This window comes from Bacteroides sp. AF25-38AC (genome assembly GCF_003602995.1).
In the GTDB taxonomy this organism is placed as follows: Bacteria; Bacteroidota; Bacteroidia; order Bacteroidales; family Bacteroidaceae; genus Bacteroides; species Bacteroides uniformis.
In genome coordinates, this window is the sequence record NZ_QTMD01000001.1 from 97,731 (window position 1) to 117,600 (window position 19,870).

General features: G+C 44.3%; 14 protein-coding genes. 7 read left to right on the forward strand and 7 right to left on the reverse strand.

What is annotated here, in order from left to right:
- Positions 1 to 56 precede the first annotated feature (56 nt).
- The 4 genes from DWY55_RS00555 to DWY55_RS00575 form a co-directional block, all read right to left on the reverse strand.
- On the reverse strand, positions 57 to 4,007 hold the full coding sequence (locus DWY55_RS00555) for a hypothetical protein (protein ID WP_007855531.1): 3,951 nt from the start codon (positions 4,005 to 4,007) through the stop codon (positions 57 to 59).
- Positions 4,004 to 5,038 carry a ComEC/Rec2 family competence protein gene (locus DWY55_RS00560; RefSeq protein ID WP_005646225.1) on the reverse strand — a complete coding sequence of 345 codons (1,035 nt, stop codon included), beginning with the start codon at positions 5,036 to 5,038 and terminating at the stop codon, positions 4,004 to 4,006. The genes DWY55_RS00555 and DWY55_RS00560 overlap by 4 nt, the downstream gene beginning before the upstream one ends.
- Before the next feature lie 117 nt (positions 5,039 to 5,155).
- On the reverse strand, positions 5,156 to 5,476 hold the full coding sequence (locus DWY55_RS00565; RefSeq protein ID WP_008151786.1) for a helix-turn-helix domain-containing protein: 321 nt from the start codon (positions 5,474 to 5,476) through the stop codon (positions 5,156 to 5,158).
- A 980-nt stretch (positions 5,477 to 6,456) separates the two neighbouring features.
- Positions 6,457 to 8,157, reverse strand: a complete 1,701-nt coding sequence (locus tag DWY55_RS00575) for a response regulator (protein ID WP_008663778.1) — start codon at positions 8,155 to 8,157, stop codon at positions 6,457 to 6,459.
- Between the two features lie 407 nt (positions 8,158 to 8,564).
- Here DWY55_RS00575 and DWY55_RS00580 point away from each other — a divergent pair, with 407 nt between their 5' ends.
- From DWY55_RS00580 to DWY55_RS00595, 4 genes are all read left to right on the forward strand, one after another.
- On the forward strand, positions 8,565 to 9,740 hold the full coding sequence (locus tag DWY55_RS00580; RefSeq protein ID WP_120177950.1) for an MFS transporter: 1,176 nt from the start codon (positions 8,565 to 8,567) through the stop codon (positions 9,738 to 9,740).
- 168 nt (positions 9,741 to 9,908) lie between these two features.
- The gene (gene nhaC, locus DWY55_RS00585) at positions 9,909 to 11,345 is read left to right on the forward strand and encodes a Na+/H+ antiporter NhaC (protein ID WP_005835906.1); all 1,437 of its coding nucleotides are present in this window, start codon (positions 9,909 to 9,911) and stop codon (positions 11,343 to 11,345) included.
- 66 nt (positions 11,346 to 11,411) lie between these two features.
- Positions 11,412 to 12,002, forward strand: a complete 591-nt coding sequence (locus DWY55_RS00590; protein ID WP_005826513.1) for a DUF4251 domain-containing protein — start codon at positions 11,412 to 11,414, stop codon at positions 12,000 to 12,002.
- A gap of 90 nt (positions 12,003 to 12,092) precedes the next feature.
- Positions 12,093 to 12,755, forward strand: coding sequence for a response regulator transcription factor (locus DWY55_RS00595; RefSeq protein ID WP_117878015.1), 663 nt, complete (start codon positions 12,093 to 12,095; stop codon positions 12,753 to 12,755).
- On the opposite strand, the gene mnmA is transcribed toward DWY55_RS00595, so the two are convergent.
- Both mnmA and DWY55_RS00605 read right to left on the reverse strand, forming a co-directional pair.
- Positions 12,746 to 13,810, reverse strand: a complete 1,065-nt coding sequence (gene mnmA / locus DWY55_RS00600; RefSeq protein WP_005826509.1) for a tRNA 2-thiouridine(34) synthase MnmA — start codon at positions 13,808 to 13,810, stop codon at positions 12,746 to 12,748. The two genes, DWY55_RS00595 and mnmA, sit on opposite strands and share 10 nt — an antisense overlap.
- A gap of 22 nt (positions 13,811 to 13,832) precedes the next feature.
- Positions 13,833 to 15,119: an O-acetylhomoserine aminocarboxypropyltransferase/cysteine synthase family protein gene (locus tag DWY55_RS00605; protein WP_005835904.1), complete on the reverse strand. Its 1,287-nt coding sequence runs from the start codon at positions 15,117 to 15,119 to the stop codon at positions 13,833 to 13,835.
- 184 nt (positions 15,120 to 15,303) lie between these two features.
- On the opposite strand from DWY55_RS00605, the gene DWY55_RS00610 reads away from it, so the two are divergent.
- Together DWY55_RS00610 and DWY55_RS00615 are read left to right on the forward strand one after the other, a co-directional pair.
- A complete protein-coding gene (locus DWY55_RS00610) occupies positions 15,304 to 16,725 on the forward strand; it encodes a S41 family peptidase (protein ID WP_022401627.1) in 1,422 nt (473 codons plus the stop codon).
- A gap of 13 nt (positions 16,726 to 16,738) precedes the next feature.
- Positions 16,739 to 17,644, forward strand: coding sequence for a DUF4595 domain-containing protein (locus DWY55_RS00615; protein WP_035449471.1), 906 nt, complete (start codon positions 16,739 to 16,741; stop codon positions 17,642 to 17,644).
- Between the two features lie 8 nt (positions 17,645 to 17,652).
- Here DWY55_RS00615 and DWY55_RS00620 read toward each other — a convergent pair whose 3' ends face one another.
- Complete coding sequence (locus DWY55_RS00620) at positions 17,653 to 18,465, reverse strand: alpha/beta hydrolase (RefSeq protein WP_005826503.1); 813 nt, start codon at positions 18,463 to 18,465, stop codon at positions 17,653 to 17,655.
- A 94-nt stretch (positions 18,466 to 18,559) separates the two neighbouring features.
- Here DWY55_RS00620 and DWY55_RS00625 point away from each other — a divergent pair, with 94 nt between their 5' ends.
- On the forward strand, positions 18,560 to 19,852 hold the full coding sequence (locus DWY55_RS00625; RefSeq protein ID WP_120177951.1) for a hemolysin family protein: 1,293 nt from the start codon (positions 18,560 to 18,562) through the stop codon (positions 19,850 to 19,852).
- Positions 19,853 to 19,870 lie beyond the last annotated feature (18 nt).

The window sequence follows — 19,870 nt, forward strand, 5'->3', positions numbered from 1 at the left end:
CTCGTATTTCCAAGTACATAAAATTTTAGGTGGGGTGTGTACAGCGTTAATTATTTTCACATTCCGTGTCTTATCTTCCTAAAATCCTCTTCATCTTTCTCCATGTCAAGCAACTTCTTTTCGTTATTAATACATTTTTGTGCCCATTCCCGTACCTCTTGTTTTTGATGATCCAACAACTGTTCAAAACATTTGATATTCCTCTCGTAATATGGGGATATATCACCACTCCATGAGAAAGAGCCTAAATTAGATGAAATATTATCCCTTACATCTTTTCGTTCCCCGAAATTATCCAGAAGCCAGATAATCCATTTATTGAAATACTCTTTTTCATTTCCATCGTCTTCTTTTTCAAAGCAAGGTACCATTAAGGCAATCCTTGCAGGTGCAGACTCTGGATTCTCTATGCAAAGCTGTTTGATTAACTCTTCGTTGATATCAAATAGCGGACCTTTGTCAAAGCTAAACCCAGACCCCAGCTCATCCTTCACTTGGAAATAGAACAAGAAAGTATCTGTTCCCAAAAAAGCATTAACAAATTCCGGCCATACATCATCGAAATAATCCTTTAACAATTCTGTGAACACTCCTTCAGTATTTAAATGCACCATCTGAGTGTTGTACAAGTCGATAAACTTCCTGTTTACTTGCTTTGCAAATTCAGCATCATGCCATAATTGTAAGGTCTCTACAAGAAGACGGCTATAGTCATATAGTAAATGTCCCATATTGCTATTTATTTGAAACTTTAACATCGCTTCTTTTACAATGTTAACAGTTTCGTCTAGGTCGTCTTTTCGCATCATGAATCGTTCTGATATTACGTATGCAATCAAATCATTTGGACGATCAGGAAAACAATCTCTCAGAGCCTTTAGTATTAACAAGTAATGTTCGGAACTATTCGACCTGAAATACTGGAGATAAGTAGCTAGATAGTCTATCGTCAGAACTCCGCTCTCTTGTTCTGAAAAAAGCTGATAAAAATGACTTATCTTATCGTCTTCGGTGCTGGCCATTAATGATACATATAGGTATTCATGTCCGTCATCTCTTAATCTCTTCAGAAACGACAACAGTGGTTTCTTTTCCTTGGCGCATGAAGATAGGTTACCAAAAAACGGGCTATAGAAGTCTTGGGGCATTGTTGCTAATACATTAAAGATGGTATCAAAAAGTATTCCTAATTGTTCGTCTGTGGCTGTTGTTACTAATCGTTTTACAAACTCGATAGGAATATACTTGTTATCCTCAAGTAACGCTTTCACTTCTTCAGTATTAGCATATATCTCCTTGTCTATGAACTCAGCCGCCAGCGGAGCATACAGTTTCTCGGATAACTCGATTTGTTCTTTGTCCTTCAGTCGGTATTGTCCATGCTGTATATACCTGGCTTCGTTCAGTTGCATTTTAAAAGATTGGTTCCTCATTTTCTCCATCAGTCCCGCAATTCCTAAGGATTTCGCGTCGATGCCAAAGGTATGTACCATCTGGAATAAGGCCTCATAACCAGTGTCCCAGGCATAGTTTTTTAGTTCTGCTATTTTCTCCAAGAGCGGAACAAAGACTTCCTTTCGTACTGTACGTGCCCAATTGTAGACTTTTCTTTCTGCCATTTCGGCCAAGAGATTGACAATCTCAGGATTCTTGTTTATCCATTCCAACAACAAGTCCCGGCATCCGTACCAGTATTCGAAGATTTCATCCCAAGTATTCGGTGTATAGTCCTTCCTGTTCTCAAATCCGAACTTCTCGGCTCCACCTATCCGGACAAATCCTCCGTTTTGTAATGCAGCTTCAAAGCAACGTATGGTTAACGGTATATAAGTCTCTCTCTCATCGATGAGTCCTTGCAGGGTCGCCAAGCGATCCTTCAGATTTACTTCTGTTCCTGCTAAATAAATATGGAACAGTTGAACTAATTGTGCCGTAGCATTATTACCAATCTCTTCATTCTCGGCCACGGCCAATCGTGCCATCATGAACACGCCATCATGATAACTCTCGCGGGCAAAGCAAAGACGTTCTAGAGCCCAGATTATATTCCGCCTTACATCACCATAAACCTGTTCTCTCAGCCAATCGATATCCTTGTATCCAAGCACTCTCCGTAAATGTGTAGCTATAGCGGCAGGGTTCACGGTACTCATGGCGAGGAAAAGTTCAGAACCCAAACCAGAACATAAGTTCTCCTCGTCGAAAAAAGGGTGGTCGATGTTTGCATTGACCAGTTGCCCTACCATTTTAAATGCTTCCTTGTTACCGGACATCTGCTGTATGTGCTTACAGAAGCCTTCGCTAATGGCTGTTTGTATGCTTGGTGGCTGTTTTTTGATGTCCTCAATAAGTTCGTTGAAATGTATCCGTGAATTACACACATATTTAAACCACTCGGCAGTCAGCCAGACAGCTAGTGGAAATGGCCTTACATAAAGCCATTTGCCTTGTATATCAATCAGTGTTGGATGGTATTTCGTCACGATTCTTACCGCGATACTCCTCCGCTCTTCATATTCCATTCCGTTAAGTGGCGTTACGTGATTGTTACCTAACAGGTATGCAAAACCCTCATGTGTAGCATCTTCATAAGGGAGGGGTAAGCAAAGTGATAATGTTTGCCAAATCTTTTTTTCCTCTTCTTCTTTATTGGGGGTAAGGTTTAGTAACTTCGGCATTAGATGCGTTACATCCTCGGGACCAGCAATTTTGTTATTCTTGTATGCCTTAACAAGTTCTATCGCCATTTGAGGGTATCCACCTGCTAACTGTTTGATAACCAAAATGTCATTCTTATTCTGTTCATCTTCGTGCAGTGCCTCACTAATATAGTGTCCTATGCTCTCCTCCATGTCTTGAGGTCTTAACTTAATAACGGGGAAAGTGATACGTTCAAGCTCTTCATTAAAATAGTCATGATGAGCAAAAATCAATCGAAATAAGTTGTTGTATTTATCTCTGATACTGATAATTTCCGTAACAAGTTCCATTGGGCAGTCATCCACGATGATAATTCCATCACTTTCGGGATTATCTTTCAGTATTTGCTTCAACTCGCCCATCAGTTTATCTCGATTACCATTAAATTTCGTATAATATCGGTTTGGTTCGCGTTCTGTCTCCTTGAAAGCCTCATAAATCAGTTTTGACTTACCCATTCCCGATAATGCTGTCAGCAGCAGCGTTGAAGTATCATCGTCCCTCAGTTGGTCGATAATCTCTTTCGTCTTATCGTTTTCTATAAAGTAACCAGTCTGATTCAGATTATAATCGGATTTGTCTAATAGATTTAACAGTTGACGGCTATCAACCTCTCGAGCCACACCGGTGTCGGCAATAAACGTATATTCACGACTGTCGACAATGGAATCCAACAATCCGCTTGGAATATAATTGGATGAAGGCATACAAATAAACTCGTTGTTGTTCCCATCAAATCTACCTACTTCCGACATATAGGCAACCATATACAGTACGTCGTCCGTACCTTGATAGAAGATACCTCCTCCAGATGTTCCTTCAAAGTTTATTTTAGGACTTAAATTTTGAAACTGAAGTTGAATATCTGTACTTGCCCAACTTTTTTCCCCTCGTTTTACAACATCGTAGATTTTCAGAGAAGTGTCGTCTTTATGAAAACCACAGAGGATTGCTTGGCCAGATATATCCGTTGTCAATAGTCGCACTTGGTCAAGTCCCGATGTGGGCATACCGTTGGGTTTTATCACACGCAACACAGTAGCATCATCCTCTTCTGGCTTGTTGTAGTAAACCACTTCTTCCACAGTTAAGTGGAATGTCCGGCTGTTCCTCTTGAGCAAAATACCTATCTGCTCTTTGTCTAGAGGGCCATCCTTGGTATCTTTTTGTATTATATGTGCAGCAGTAAGGACATAGAGGTTCTCTCCGACAGAAACGATGATGCCCGATCCTTTATTGTTGTTGGAACACTCAATCTTAACTGTTACCTTTCTTAGGGCTTTTATGTTTGCTTTTGTCAGATTCATAGTTCTTTGATATTATCATGTACTTCAAAATTCCATTTTTCACATTCGCCTTCATTTAAAAAAGGAATACCATTTGTTTCAATCAGTTCTAATTTATAATTAAAATACAAATGTACTTTTGTGTCCATGTTCCTTTTCGTGTGGCATAAAATATGAGCGATTGTAGTTCTATCGGGGTGATTGGAACTTCCGTTGCCTCCGTTGGTCGATATAATAAACTTATCACATTGGATAATGTCCAATAAGCTATTGCTCGTATTGTTTCTACTTCCATGATGCGATACCTTTACGAAATCAACGACTAATGGGTTTTCTTCAGAGTAGCCTTTTTCCTCTCTCAGGTATCTCTCCACATTCTGGGGATAGCTGTCGCCCAACATCAATATGCTCAGATTATCACACCTTAGGATAAAGGCTATACTCGCTGCATTTGCCAATTCATTATCCTTCTTCAGATTAGGCTCTGGGGGTATTTCTTTTGCTAATTTATCGAGAGGTTTCTCTAGGTCTATCGTATCCTTCTGAGTCGCATTCAATAGCTGCCTCGCTTCATCTTTCTGTTTCTCTATGACCATCTTCGTGACATCCTCTGTAGGTGATACCACCTCTATGCTGGCAAAAGGCCTATCAAACTCCATCCCCTCATGCAAATCATTACGCCAGACCATTCCATGTTGCTTTGCCAATTCATTCAACCTTACGGATAGCAGCATACCGTGTGCGGCAGTTGTATACTTACTCGCTGCCACCTCTACGTAACCTGCGCAGTTTGCCCATACCTCTTTAGCTGGTATCATGTTATCGTCCAAGCATGTGTCTACCAACTGCAGAATTCCACCAATATGATCTTCATCATAATGGGTCAGTACCATAAGGTCAGGAGTGCCCAACTCATTCAACTTGCGCTTAAGCTCAAACCCACAACTCCTTGGCCCACCATCAACAACGACTACCCCCTGAGTATCTCCACGAACGCATTCTATAATGAACGCATCGCCATGTTTTACAGGAAGGAAATAAATCTTACTCATTTATGTGTCTATATTTTTTTTGTATCTACAATACTTCACTTATATATATTGATATGCCCTCCAATCAGTTTTGGCTCTTTAAGCCAATCAAAATCAACAAATATATAGAGTCTTTTCTTATTCCTTTTTGGATGCTCTTTCTCGTTTCTTAAGGCTCAAATCCTGCAAGGCCTTTCCCATTGCATCTTCTTTTGCAAGCAGAAGAATATCATCATCCAGCTGAAGTGCATAAAGCACCCTAAGATAAATGCCTATTGCCACCGTTGGTACACCTTTCTCTATGCGTGAAACCGTCAGAGGTGAACAGGTGGCACGTTCGGCGACTTGGGCAATACTAAGATTCCTGCGTAGTCTGGCCAGCCTGATCTGCTCACCTACTATCAACATCTTCTGCTCTAATTTTCTTGGCAACTTGGTACCCATTGTACTTTTTGTCATAGCTCAACATATCATATAATATACAAATATAGCAGTTTTACTTTATTTTATGATGTGTTACAGAGATAAATTTTTGAATTTATTCCTGTTGAAATCTGCTTTGGTCATATTATTGGGCGTTGGAGATATTAAATGCTATTATATTATTCATAAGGCTGATATTTTACAGATAACAAACAATATATTATTTATAGAAAGAAAGCAATAATTTGAACAGAAAAAGAAATAATACTTCCTTTTCTGTACAGAATATTACTACTTAGGTAATCTTGAAAAATAGCGACCGCTGTCACATAGGTCTGTTGTTTGTAACAATCACCGAAACACTGACCACACACAGCAATTGAACTATTTCAAAGCTCTTATTGCCGGCGAAAAGGCCATCAGTTCGACCGAAGTGATGCATCGCTATCAAATCTCTTCAACAACCTCAATATTCCGTTCAAAGGCAGTCCTTATCAAGAATGATTATTGGATAATAAAGCCGGTGAAATCTCGTTCCAAGACCCGATTTATGCCTATTGGTTGAAGACTGAATACTTCGCAAAATAATCATAATGTCCCCCCGGTTTCAGAGCCATTTTTGTACCTTTTCTCATCAAAAAACGGCATTTTTCACAAGTTTTTGTACCGCGCATTTTGATATTCAAGAAATTACACTTACTTTTACTTTCCAAAATGGAGGTACAAGCCGAGAATGGTGCTAAAAATCACTAACTTACACATTCTCAGATACTTGCCAACCTGCTGGTTGTACCTTTTAGAGCGCTATGCTATTGATAATCAACGATGTACACATGCTGCATCGGCAAGTAAAGCTAATCATATATACCCAGTTATCCCCAAAACGAAAACGATGAGAGATTTTCCTTTATAGATAGCTTAGGATGTTCAGTTCTCCTATCTCCCATTTCAAAACAAAGGCTGTCCATTATCTAATATGTGACAGCCTTTCTATGAAAGTTTTCTTCAGATAAATATCATACTTTTTTCATAAACTCCTTCGGTGTTTTTCCAAAATACTCCTTATACCTGCCTCTGAAGTTTTTCAGATTTCGCATACCCACCATTTCAGCAACCATAGTCACAGAAAATTTTCCGCTTTCCAAAAGTTCCCGTGCCTTCTCCATCCTGATTCTCGAAATCAAATATTTGGGTGCTTCTCCCGTCAACAACTTCCACTTATTATAAAAGGTTGTCCGGCTCATGCACATCCTGGAGGCAATATCATCTACTGTCAAATCCTCTTTATCCATATTCTCCATAATGTAAAGCTTCACTTCATTCAAAAATGCCAGATTGGCATCCTGCTGAGCCCGCTCCATAGGTTTCGTTAAAAAATCTTCTCCAAAAACTTTCTGAAGAAATGTCTTCCGAAGAAAACGGCTATTATTTATCAATATGGATATTTCCACTTTAAGGTCCTCCAGATTAAAGGGCTTACATACAAAGAGATCAGCCTGAGAAGAACAACGCTTTTCCCGCCGTTTCACATCAATGTGCGCCCCCATCAATATCACCGGAATAAAGGAGGTGTCCCTCGACGTCTTCAGTTTAGAAGAAAGTTCCTCACCGCTCATACCTTTCAACATGATATCACAAATCACCAAATCCGGATACTCTTCACATATTACCTCCAATGCTTCCTGACCGTCATCAAAGCTCCTCACTACAAAACATTCCGATAAACGTTTCTCAAGATAATCCTTGAATCCCTTGTCATTATCCGCAAGTATCACTAAAGGTCTATCCATATTTTTTTTCTTCGAGAAACCATGGAAAGCTATTTCCGACTCATTCACCTGAAAAGTGTCCGGAATATTTAAGGATGTATCCCCCCCCGAAACCGCACACGAACATCTTATGGGAAATCGAAGCAGAGCCTCCTTTTCCAAAGTCAGTATTTTCCCGTCACATATATTCATCAACTTGTCAAAAAACACACCGCCCATGCCATACTGCTTGCCATGCAGAGGTCGCAGAATAGGAAGCCGCGACGAGTACCATCTGCAACATTTCAGAAATCGCTTGTTGCCTGTATCCTTAATCCTGATTGCCCAGTAATCTCCCTTCAACGAAACCTGCATCGAGAGATGCGTTTCCGGCAGAGAACACTCGATGGCACTCAATACAAACCGGTCGATAACCGGAGATATCTTTCCCGGATCAAACCAAGCGCTTGCATAGTCAAAATCCGGAACCAAATCCAGCTTCATCTGTAACCCGGCCACATGAGACTGTAAAAAAGACACTTTCTTCCTCATAAATGCGCCGATTTCATGTTCTGCAACTACCAGGCTACCAGAATTGCCAAATAGTCGTTTCAACTCCATCAACGCTATCAAGTGCTGCTCCAGCCCGCCTATATGATGAAGTGCAACAGCCAGTTCCTTCTTTATGTCTTCCGGACAGTCTCCTTCGTAAACTGCCCCTAACGGTGTCTTAATCAAAGAAATGGGATTACGTATGTTTTGAAAGGTATCAATGAAATACTGATTTCCCTCTTTCAGTAAATCTCTTTCTTCACTGATACAGAGTAAATGGAACAAAAGCCAACATAATATACAGATTCCACTAGCCACTATTGGCAGAACAGACCAGGGAACCTTATGATATACGCCGATGGATAGCAGGAAAACGCATAATGACACTACTATTATTATTATCGATAAATGTTTCATACTATTATAAGTTTAAGTAATAATGATTCATACTAATATATACCCGAGTTTTCAGTCAATAGCAGGATAATCCCAAGTATGTCATCAGGAGGCGGTCTAATGGGGGAACGGTAGGTTCCTTGAGTCATCGAATTCACCTTACCAACCCTCGTTTGCTAGCAGAGCCTGCATTTCGTCCACCTGTATTTCATACCCAGCAACTCTCTAAACCATTCATTTCCCATGCCCAACGTATCTTTAAATATCAATACAACATTCCGCTTATCCAAGATAGCTCCAATCAATTATTCTCAAACAAAATAATAGTATAACAAACGGAAAGGCTAAAAAGATGATACCACTTCACACATATTCTTATCATACTCACATATCTTGCGCATGAAACAGAAAGACATTATCTTTGCAGCATGAAACAAGAACTGAAAGAAAACGGAGGATTACCGGCACATATACTCTGGACACTTGCTATCGTAGCTGGCGTGTCCGTAGCCAACTTGTATTACAATCAACCCCTGCTTAATATCATGCGGCATGAATTGGAAGTTTCTGAATTCAAAACGAACCTCATTGCCATGATTACACAAATCGGATATGCGCTGGGATTATTGTTCATCGTCCCATTAGGAGACCTCTATCGACGCAAGAATATCATCCTAACGAATTTCTTCCTACTCATATTTTCCCTTCTAGCCATTGCCATGGCACCGAACATCTACATCATCTGGGCAGCATCACTCATTACCGGCATCTGCTCCATGATACCCCAAATATTTGTACTGATTGCCTCGCAATTCTCACGCCCCGAAAACAAGGGACGGAATGTAGGTGTCGTCATCTCAGGATTACTGACTGGAATACTTGCATCACGTGTTGTCAGCGGATTTGTGGGTGAAGTGCTTGGCTGGCGTGAAATGTACTTCATCGCCGCTGGAATGATGTTACTATGCGCTATCGTTGTATTAAAGGTACTACCGGACATACAACCGACTTTCCAAGGCAAATATTCCGGGCTGATGAAGTCTCTTTTCTCATTAGTAAGAGAATACCCCTCTCTACGAATCTACTCGATACGTGCAGGACTGGCCTTTGGCTCATTCCTTGCCATGTGGTCCTGCCTTGCATTCAAAATGGGAGAAGCCCCGTTCCATGCATCCAGCGATGTCATCGGCATACTAGGGCTCTGCGGCATTGCCGGAGCCTTAACCGCATCTTTTGTAGGAAAATATGTAAAAAAGGTAGGCATACGCAATTTCAACTTTATCGGTTGCGGAATGATTCTGCTTGCATGGGCCTCGCTCTTTTTCTGCGGAAACAACTATGCAGGTATCATTACCGGTGTCATTCTTATAGACATAGGCATGCAATGTATCCAACTCAGCAACCAGACCAGTATTTTCGACATCTACCCGTCTGCCTCCAATCGGGTAAATACGATTTTCATGACCACTTACTTCATCGGCGGCTCTTTGGGTACCTTCCTTGCAGGAAGCAGTTGGCAGACTTGGGGATGGAGTGGCGTGGTCGGCACCGGCGTTATTTTAACAATAATATCGTTGTCCATCACCCTTTACAGCAAGAAATAACAAGGATACTATCATTTTTCCAAGCAAACGCAAAGATTTGATAATTTTTATTTGTCATGCAAAGGATAAGGAAGATATTGAACAGAATTGTTATACCTTTGTCGCATCAAACTATAAACGACAGATTGATAATAGATTCGTCAACCAAGCATAGTCAAAAACAACCCTATGAATTCAGCAAAGAAAATACCCTCTCCACTCGTTTCTCTATTTCCCATCGCTTTTCTCGTAGGAATGCTGTTCGCCACCATCCATACTTTCGGAAGTGACGCCTTGAGTGGAGGAAGCCAGATTTCCCTGCTTGCCACCACTGGTATGTGTGTCTTTATCGGCATGACTTTCTACCGCATCCCTTGGAAAGATTATGAACTTGCCATCACCAACAACATTTCAGGTGTTGCCACAGCTATCATTATTCTATTGATTATCGGTGCTTTGAGCGGCACATGGATGATAAGTGGGGTGGTACCTACCCTTATATATTATGGTATGCAGATTATCCATCCGAATTTTTTCCTTGCTTCTACCTGCATTATTTGTGCATTGGTATCAGTAATGACGGGAAGTTCATGGACCACTATCGCCACCATCGGTATCGCCCTTTTGGGCATAGGTAAGGCACAAGGTTTTGAAGAGGGATGGATAGCCGGTGCCATCATTTCGGGAGCCTATTTCGGAGACAAAATTTCACCGTTATCGGATACCACGGTCCTTGCCTCATCCGTAACGGAAACACCGTTATTCAGCCATATCCGCTATATGATGATCACCACCGTCCCCTCTCTCCTCATCACCCTTGTCATCTTTACAGTAATGGGACTCACACACGAAACGAACAATACACAACAGATCGCGGAATTTACGGCAGCATTGGACGCCAAATTCAACATTACTCCCTGGTTACTGGCTGTTCCCGTGATTACGGGAATACTGATTGCCCGGAGAGTGCCTTCCGTCATCACACTCTTTCTCTCCACTCTGCTGGCAGGGATATTCGCCTTCATCTTCCAACCGGGACTACTGAATGAGATAGCGGAAGGTGGGAATATGTTCAAAGGGATAATGATGACATTCTATGGCAGTACCAGTCTACAAACTGACAGTGACATGTTGACAGAACTGATTGCCACACGAGGTATGGCAGGAATGATGAATACCATCTGGCTCATCATCTGCGCCATGTGTTTCGGTGGAGCCATGACGGCAAGCGGCATGCTAGGAAGCATCACTTCCCTATTCGTCCGCTTCATGAAGAATACAGCCAGCATGGTAGCATCCACCGTATGTTCCGGATTGTTCCTGAACCTTGCCACGGCAGACCAGTACATCAGCATTATCCTCACCGGAAACATGTTCAGCAACGTTTACGCAAAGAAAGGCTACGAAAGCCGGCTACTTAGCCGTACCACGGAAGATGCCGTTACCGTCACCTCCCCGCTTATCCCATGGAACACCTGCGGCATGACGCAAGCCACCATTTTGAGTGTACCCACACTGACCTACCTTCCCTATTGCTTCTTCAACCTTATCAGTCCGGTAATGAGTATCTTTATTGCTGCTATCGGATATAAAATAATTAAAAAACCGGTGAACAATCCTGGATAGGCATTGTTCTTGCAATAAACTTATAACGAACAATTTATTTAAACCTAAACAAAAAAAGATTCGATTATGAAAAAGTTTATTGCATTAGCAGCAGTAGTATTGGTAAGCATGGCAACAACGACCATGTATGCACAAGAGAGTAGAGCTGAAAAGCGCGCAGACCGTAAAGCCCAAAGAGACGCAGAACGTGCACGCCTGAAAGCTGAAGAACAAGCACAGGATGCCATTTCGTACGATGACGCAATGGCGGCCTTGAAAGCTCACCAGTTCGTAATGGAGGCAGACCAAGTGATGTTCCGCAACGGACAGACCGCATTTGTAAACTCCAACACCAACTTCGTATTGGTCAACCAAGGACGTGGCACCGTGCAGGTAGCCTTCAACACCGTATACCCAGGTCCTAACGGCATTGGCGGTGTAACAGTAGACGGAACCGTATCGGACATCCAAATGACTACCGACAAACGGGGCAACGTGAATTGTAACTTCAGCATCCAGGGTATCGGCATTTCCGCCCAGATATTCCTTACGCTGACCGATGGCGGGAACAACGCAACCGTAACCATCAGCCCGAACTTCAACTCCAACACCATGACTTTGAGCGGGAACCTGGTTCCGCTGGAACAATCCAACATATTCAAGGGACGTTCCTGGTAAAACCCTTATATAAATATATATATTCCCACTCCGCCACAAATCACACTAAAAAGTGTACATTTGTAGCGGAGTTTTTTATATACCAATGTCATGAGAGAATTTATCATTGCAGACAATCAAGATATCACCAAAGCAGGCATGATGTTCCTATTGGGCAGACAGAAAGACACCTCCCTGCTGCTGGAAGCCGACAACAAGGCAGAACTGATACAGCAACTACGCCTGCATCCCACCGCCGTTGTCATTCTGGACTATACCCTTTTTGATTTTTCGGGAGCTGAAGAGCTAATGGTACTTCACGAACGCTTCAAGGAAGCCGATTGGCTACTCTTTTCCGACGAATTGAGCCTACCGTTCCTGCGCCAGGTATTGTTCAGCAGCATGGCATTCGGCGTAGCGCTGAAGGATAATTCCAAAGAAGAGATACTGACCGCACTACAATGCGCCTCACGCAAGGAGCGATTCATCTGTAATCACGTCAGTAACCTGCTGCTCGCAGGCAACGGTTCCTCCTCCCCCACTCATCCTACCATCAAAGATGATTTACTGACTACTGCCGAACGGAGCATCCTAAAAGAGATAGCCCTGGGGAAAACAACCAAAGAAATAGCTGCCGAACGAAACCTCAGCTTCCATACGGTAAACAGCCACCGGAAGAATATCTTCCGGAAACTGGGTGTAAACAATGCGCACGAAGTCACCAAATATGCCATGAAGGCAGGCATCGTAGACTTGGTGGAATATTATATATAAATCTCCCCGCTCCCGACACACAGCCGGGCATCAGCATCATACACCACTCCGAACTGGCCCGGAGCAATGCCTTGCAGCTTTTCTTCCGAAACAATGCGGTAACCCTCCGCCTCCTTTTGCAACCTGCCTTTGACAAACTCCGGCGTATGGCGTATCTTGAAAGTCACCTCCACCTCTTCCTGCGCTCCCTTCCAGGGATTATCCGTAATGAAATGAAAATCGTACATACGGAATTCATAGCCGTATTGCAATGCCGTATCACATCCGCGGGACACGTAAATCACATTCTCCTCCACATCCTTGCGGACAACAAACCACGGTCCTCCACCCAACCCCAATCCTTTACGCTGGCCGATGGTATGAAACCAATAGCCCCGATGCTTGCCCAACTTTCTACCCGTTTCCAACTCCACAATATCCCCTTCCCTTTCGCCAAGGAAACGGCGCACAAAATCATTATAATCAATCTTTCCCAGAAAGCAGATGCCCTGACTGTCACGACGTCTGGCGCTGGGCAATCCGGCACGCAGGGCTATGTCACGAACCTCATTCTTCATCAGTCTGCCCAATGGAAACATCAGTTTGGAAACTTGCAGATAATCTATCTGTGCCAGAAAGTCGGTCTGGTCTTTCACGGAATCGGCAGCGGTACCGAGCCATGTCTTTCCATCCCTCAACACCGTAGTGGCGTAGTGCCCGGTTGCCGTGACATCGAAATCCTTCCCCACACGTTGCTCAAAGCACCCGAACTTTATCAGCTTGTTGCACATCACATCCGGATTGGGAGTCAAGCCACGTCTTATTTTATCAATGGCATAAGCCGCCACCTGGTCCCAATACTCCCGGTGCAGGTCCACTACTTCCAACGATAATCCATAACGCCGGGCAATGGCAGAAGCCATCTCCATATCCTCTTCCGCAGAGCAGTCCATATAATCGGCATCGTCCCTCCCTATTTTGATATAAAATAGAGAAGGACGGTAACCTTGTTCGCAAAGGAGATGTACCACCACGGAGCTGTCTACACCTCCCGACAATAATACAGCAATATTCATTCTATCGTATACTGTTATTCTTTTAAATTCTGTCAAATGCCTGGGACAAGTCGTCCAGCAAATCATCGATATGTTCTGTCCCGATGGAGAGGCGGACCGTGCCCGGTTTGATGCCTTGTTCTTCCAATTCCCGTGCACTCAATTGGGAATGGGTAGTGGTGGCAGGATGGATAACCAGGGATTTCACATCAGCCACATTGGCAAGCAACGAGAATATCTGTAAACTGTCAATAAACGTCTGCGCTTCCTTCACACCGCCCCGCACCTCAAACGTAAAGATAGAACCGCCTCCATTCGGAAAGTATTTCCCGTAAAGCGCGTGGTCAGGATGCTCGGGCAGGGACGGGTGGTTCACGGCAACCACTTTGGGATGCTTCTTCAAGAATTCAACCACTTTCAAGGCATTCTCCACATGACGTTCCACGCGAAGCGACAACGTCTCCAATCCTTGCAACAGAATGAAAGCATTGAAAGGACTGATTGTGGCACCGGTATCACGCAACAATACGGCACGGATACGGATGGCATAGGCAGCAGGACCGGCAGCGTCGACGAAACGTACTCCATGATAACTCGGGTCCGGTTCCGTCAGTTGGGGAAACTTCCCCGAGGCCACCCAGTCGAACTTGCCGCTATCTACAATAACACCACCCAAGGACGTACCATGCCCTCCGATGAACTTCGTTGCCGAATGGACTACAATATCTGCCCCATGCTCTATGGGACGAATCAAGTAAGGAGTACCGAAGGTGTTATCTATAATCAGAGGAATCCGGTGACGGTGTGCTATTTCAGCAACGGCATCAATGTCAATGATGTTGCAATTCGGATTTCCCAGCGTTTCAATGAATACTGCCTTGGTATTCTCCTGAATCGCTTTCTCGAAATTGTCCAGATTGCCCGGGTCCACAAAAGTAGTGGTAACCCCGTAGGCAGGCAATGTGTGGGCCAGCAGATTATACGTTCCGCCGTAGATGGTCTTAGCTGCCACGATATGGTCGCCTGCACGGGTGATATTCTCAAAGGCATAAGTGATGGCTGCCGCACCCGAGGCTACGGCCAATCCGGCAACACCGCCTTCCAGAGCCGCCACACGTTTCTCGAACACATCCTGGGTGGAATTCGTCAACCGCCCGTAAATATTCCCCGGGTCCTGCAAGCCAAAGCGGGCTGCCGCATGGGCCGAATTACGAAATACATACGAAGTTGTCTGATAGATAGGTACGGCGCGGGCATCAGTTGCCGGGTCGGGTTGTTCTTGTCCAACGTGAAGTTGTAGAGTCTCAAAGTGCAATTTCTTTGTTTCCATTGTCGTTTGTATTTTAGGTGAATAAACCGTTTCTCATTCGGATGTTGCAAAGATAGAGCGATAAGCCGGGGCAGACAATGACACAGATTAGGGAATTTTATACCACAATTGTGGTAGATAAGCAAGCAATTTTCTATCTTTAGATAAGATAGACTGCATTTCGGCAAAACTTTTTCATGCAAGCATGAAAGTTCTGCACTCAATTTGCACTATCTTTGCCCCCATGAAAGCAAGAAATATACTGATACTCATATTGGGAACCCTGATTCTTCCCATTTATCTGACTTCCTGCGGGGTGGACCGCTGGAAAGAGTATGCCGGACAGACCCAGACAGACCGCTGGATTGACGATACCATGCGTGTGTGGTACTATTGGGTAGACGCTATCCCCCATACCAACGACCTGAACTATTTTCAAGCCCCTTTCACTTTCTTTGCCTCGCTCAAATCCGAAGAAGACAAATTCTCCACCATCGACAGTCTGGTCAGCGTCACCACTACCCGCAGCATCCCCTATACGGATTACAGCTACGGATTCCAGTTCACTACCAACCAGATAGAAGTAGAAGGAGAAGAGAATGCCATTGTTGCACAGATTCTTTACGTTGCCGACGGAAGCCCGGCCTCGGAAATCGGGCTAAAACGGGGTGACTGGATTATGAAGATGGACGGGAACTTTATTACTGAACAGAATTATAAGAAACTGTATGGAAGTAGTGCCATGGAACTTACAGTAGGTTATTACGACGTGGAGAAAAATGCCATCGTTGCTTACGACAAACCCAGACAGATAGCATCGGCGCGTCCCGTCAACGACAACCCGGTGCACTATAAGAATGTATATACATCAGGCAGCAAGAAAATAGGTTATCTGGTCTACAACCACTTCAGTTCCGGCCCCACGGACAACAGTAATGAATATGACAACGACCTGCGCAGCGCATTCCAATATTTCGCATCACAGCAAGTCAACGAATTCATCCTTGACTTGCGCTACAACAACGGTGGATTACTGAGTTGCGCAGAATTGCTGTGTACCATGCTTGCACCTTCCTCCGCCTTGGGACAAGAGTTGGGGTACCTGGAATTCAACAACCGCTTCAATCCGCAGATAGTACCGTTCACCCTGAATTCCGGACTCATCGGAAACGGAGCAAACCTAAACCTGAATACTCTCTACGTACTTACCAGCAGCCAGACTGCCTCCGCCTCCGAAATGGTGATTAACTGCCTCGACCCGTATATGGATGTTGTCATAATCGGCGGTACTACCGTAGGCAAGAATGTAGGTTCCAGGAATTTCTCCAGCCCCGAACTGATGATAACGATGAATCCCATCGTCTGCAAGATATACAATTCGGAAGGGAAATCTGATTATGAATCCGGATTCCAACCGGCCTACTCGGGATATGTAGTGAATGAGATGAGCGACATGTCACGTTTCCTGCCCTTTGGAGATACCAACGAAGCCTTATTGAGCACTGCACTCGGCGCCATCGACGGAAGCATACAACCGCCCGCACAAGAAGATACCCGTTCTTTAAGAGTGACCACTCTCGCAAACTCCATTGAACGTCGGGCAAGCCATGCCGTACGCATCAAATAAAAAGACAAATAGGATGAAACTAAACAGAAGAGTTACAATCATCACCCGATTTTCGGGAATCATGTTCAGCCTGCTGTTGCTCGGCGGACTGGCAGCTTGCAGCGATGATAACAATGGCAGTGATACGCCAGAACCGGAGCCGTCAACCTACCCCACCACTCCTTTCTCCAAAATCGAACTCAAAGAAGTGATAGAGAGCGATGCGCAACCGGTTACTGCCACCCACACCTACCTTTACAACAGTGCAGGCAGGCTGACCAGCTACACCGGCAAACAGAGCTTTACAGCAGGAGACGAACTCTTCGAGATAGAGAATACCACTACTGTCGAATACAAGGACCATCAAGCCGTGATAACCGACGAAGCAGGTACAGTATCAACCTACACGCTGAATGACAAAGGTTATGCCACCACTTGTACCAGTCAGGATATGGCAGGAAATACCCGTACTTACACCTTCTCCTACCTCATCAACACCGAAGACAAATACTATCTGGAAAACATCACAGAAAAGCTGGACGACGGAAAAGAATACTCATTCATTACAATAGACTACAGCAACTTCCGGGCATTGCGCATACAGCAAAAGGTTGACACTTTTGAGCACAACAGTACGGCTACCACACCATCAGGCAATGAAATTGCAAATATCTCCGAAATACCAAGCCTATTCATTACGGACATGTATCCGCTTTCCATGCATGCGGTTGCCATATACGGGAAGATATTGGGAGAACCTGCAAACTATCTGATTACCCAACTCATCCCGGACAGCAACGGAGAAAGTGAAGAGACCACCACCTATACTTATACGTTAGATAACCGGGGTATCGTCACTTCCTGCCATGCAGTCGTCAGGCATATAAGGAACGGCTACGAGCAGGACTACACACGCACCGTGAACTATACCATCGAATAATAAGTTACTTACTTCTTAAAGAACTTGTCGAAGAAAAGGACGTGATAGTCTATGGAGTTGTTCCAATACGTTCCGGTATGTCCACCGGGACGGGTGATGAAGTCATGGTCTATCTTCCTTGCCAGCAGCCGGTTGTGCAAGTCCTTGTTCACTTCAAGAAAGAAATCGGCCTCACCGCAGTCGATGATTAGCGCCAAGTCTCCATTTACAATCTTATCCAGCTGGTTGACCACCGTATGCGCATCCCAAGATGCCTTGTTGGCAGCAAACTCTCCCAACTGCTTGTTCATTTCCCAATTCTGGGGGAACGGCCGTATATCCACTCCTCCACTCATACTGCCCGCCGCACCGAACACATCCTTATGGCGGATAGCACTCCACAAAGCACCGTGGCCACCCATACTCAATCCACTGATGGCACGTGCCTTTCTATCGGGAATGGTAGCATAGTTCCCGTCTGTATACTTCACCAGTTCCGAGGTGACAAAAGTCTCATAACGGTAGGCAGGATTCTCCGGACTGTCCCAATACCAACTGTTCTTGCCGTCCGGACATACAAATATGATTCCTTTCTCATCCGCCATCTGCGGCAATTCCGGCTTCAGTTGCACCCAGCTCCGCGCATTGCCGCCATAACCGTGCAACAGATAAACCACCGGACAAGCCTGCTTGCCGATAGCCTTATCAGGCAATACATACACAACTTTTACATCCTTATTCATGGCTGCACTTCTCACCAACACCGTGTCTACACGTGCCGCCTGCAACATTACGGCAGACAGACACCACAAAAGCCCCAAGGCAATAATTCTTTTTTTCATCTATTTATTGTTTATTTTTTCTAACGGATGGCAATATTAACAATAAATACTGAAAAATCATTATCTTTGCCTCACAAACTATTCAAAATCCACTATGGAGTTTATTATCATTCTACTTTTACTTATTCTGAACGGCATTTTTGCCATGTATGAAATCGCTTTAGTCTCCTCAAGTAAAGCACGCCTTGAAACTCTTGTCGGAAAAGGGAACAAAAGAGCCAAAGGAGTATTGAAACAACTGGAAGAACCCGAAAAAATCCTCTCCACCATCCAAATCGGTATTACTCTTATCGGTATCGTATCCGGTGCCTATGGTGGTGCCACCATCGCTGATGACGTAGAACCGCTGTTCGCCCTCATTCCGGGAGTAGCCGCCTATGCCAAGACTCTCGCCATGATTACCGTAGTAGCCATCATCACCTATCTGTCGCTCATCATAGGCGAACTGGTGCCCAAGTCCATCGCCTTGAACAACCCGGAACGATGGGCCACCATGCTCAGCCCCTTCATGATTGTGCTGACCAAGATTTCCTATCCGTTTGTATGCCTGCTGAGCGCTTCCACCAAACTGATGAACAAACTCATCGGACTGAACAGCGGCGAAGAACGCCAAATGACACAAGACGAACTGAAGATGATTCTGCACCAAAGCTCGGAACAAGGCGTCATCGACAAAGACGAAACGGAAATGCTGCGTGACGTGTTCCGCTTCTCGGACAAAAGAGCGAATGACCTGATGACCTATCGCCGCGACATCGTCGTGCTCCATCCCACAGACACACCGGAAGAGGTGCTGCGTATCATCCACGAAGAACACTTCAGCAAATATCTCCTGGTGGAGCGGGGAAAGGACGAGATTATCGGTGTGGTTTCCGTAAAGGACATCATCTTGATGATGGGCGGCGAACAACCCTTCAACTTACGTAGTATTGCACGCCCTGCTTTGTTTATTCCGGAAAGTTTGTATGCAAAGAAAGTTTTAGAGCTGTTTAAGAAGAACAAAAACAAGTTCGGAGTTGTTGTAGACGAGTATGGAAATACAGAAGGTATCATCACCCTGCACGATTTGACGGAAAGTATCTTCGGAGACATCCTCGAAGAGAATGAAACGGAAGAAGAGGAAATCGTTGTTCGTCAGGACGGTTCCATGCTGGTGGAAGCTTCCATGAATCTGGATGACTTTATGGAGGCGATGGGCATTATGAACTATGATGACCTGAAAGAAGAAGACTTCACCACCTTGAGCGGTCTTGCCATGTTCTTGATAGGACGGGTGCCGAAAGCCGGAGACTTGTTCAGCTACAAAAACCTGGACTTCGAAGTGGTGGATATGGACCGCGGACGGGTGGACAAGCTGCTCGTCATCAAGAAAGAAGAAGATGAATAACAAACGCTATTGCGTCTT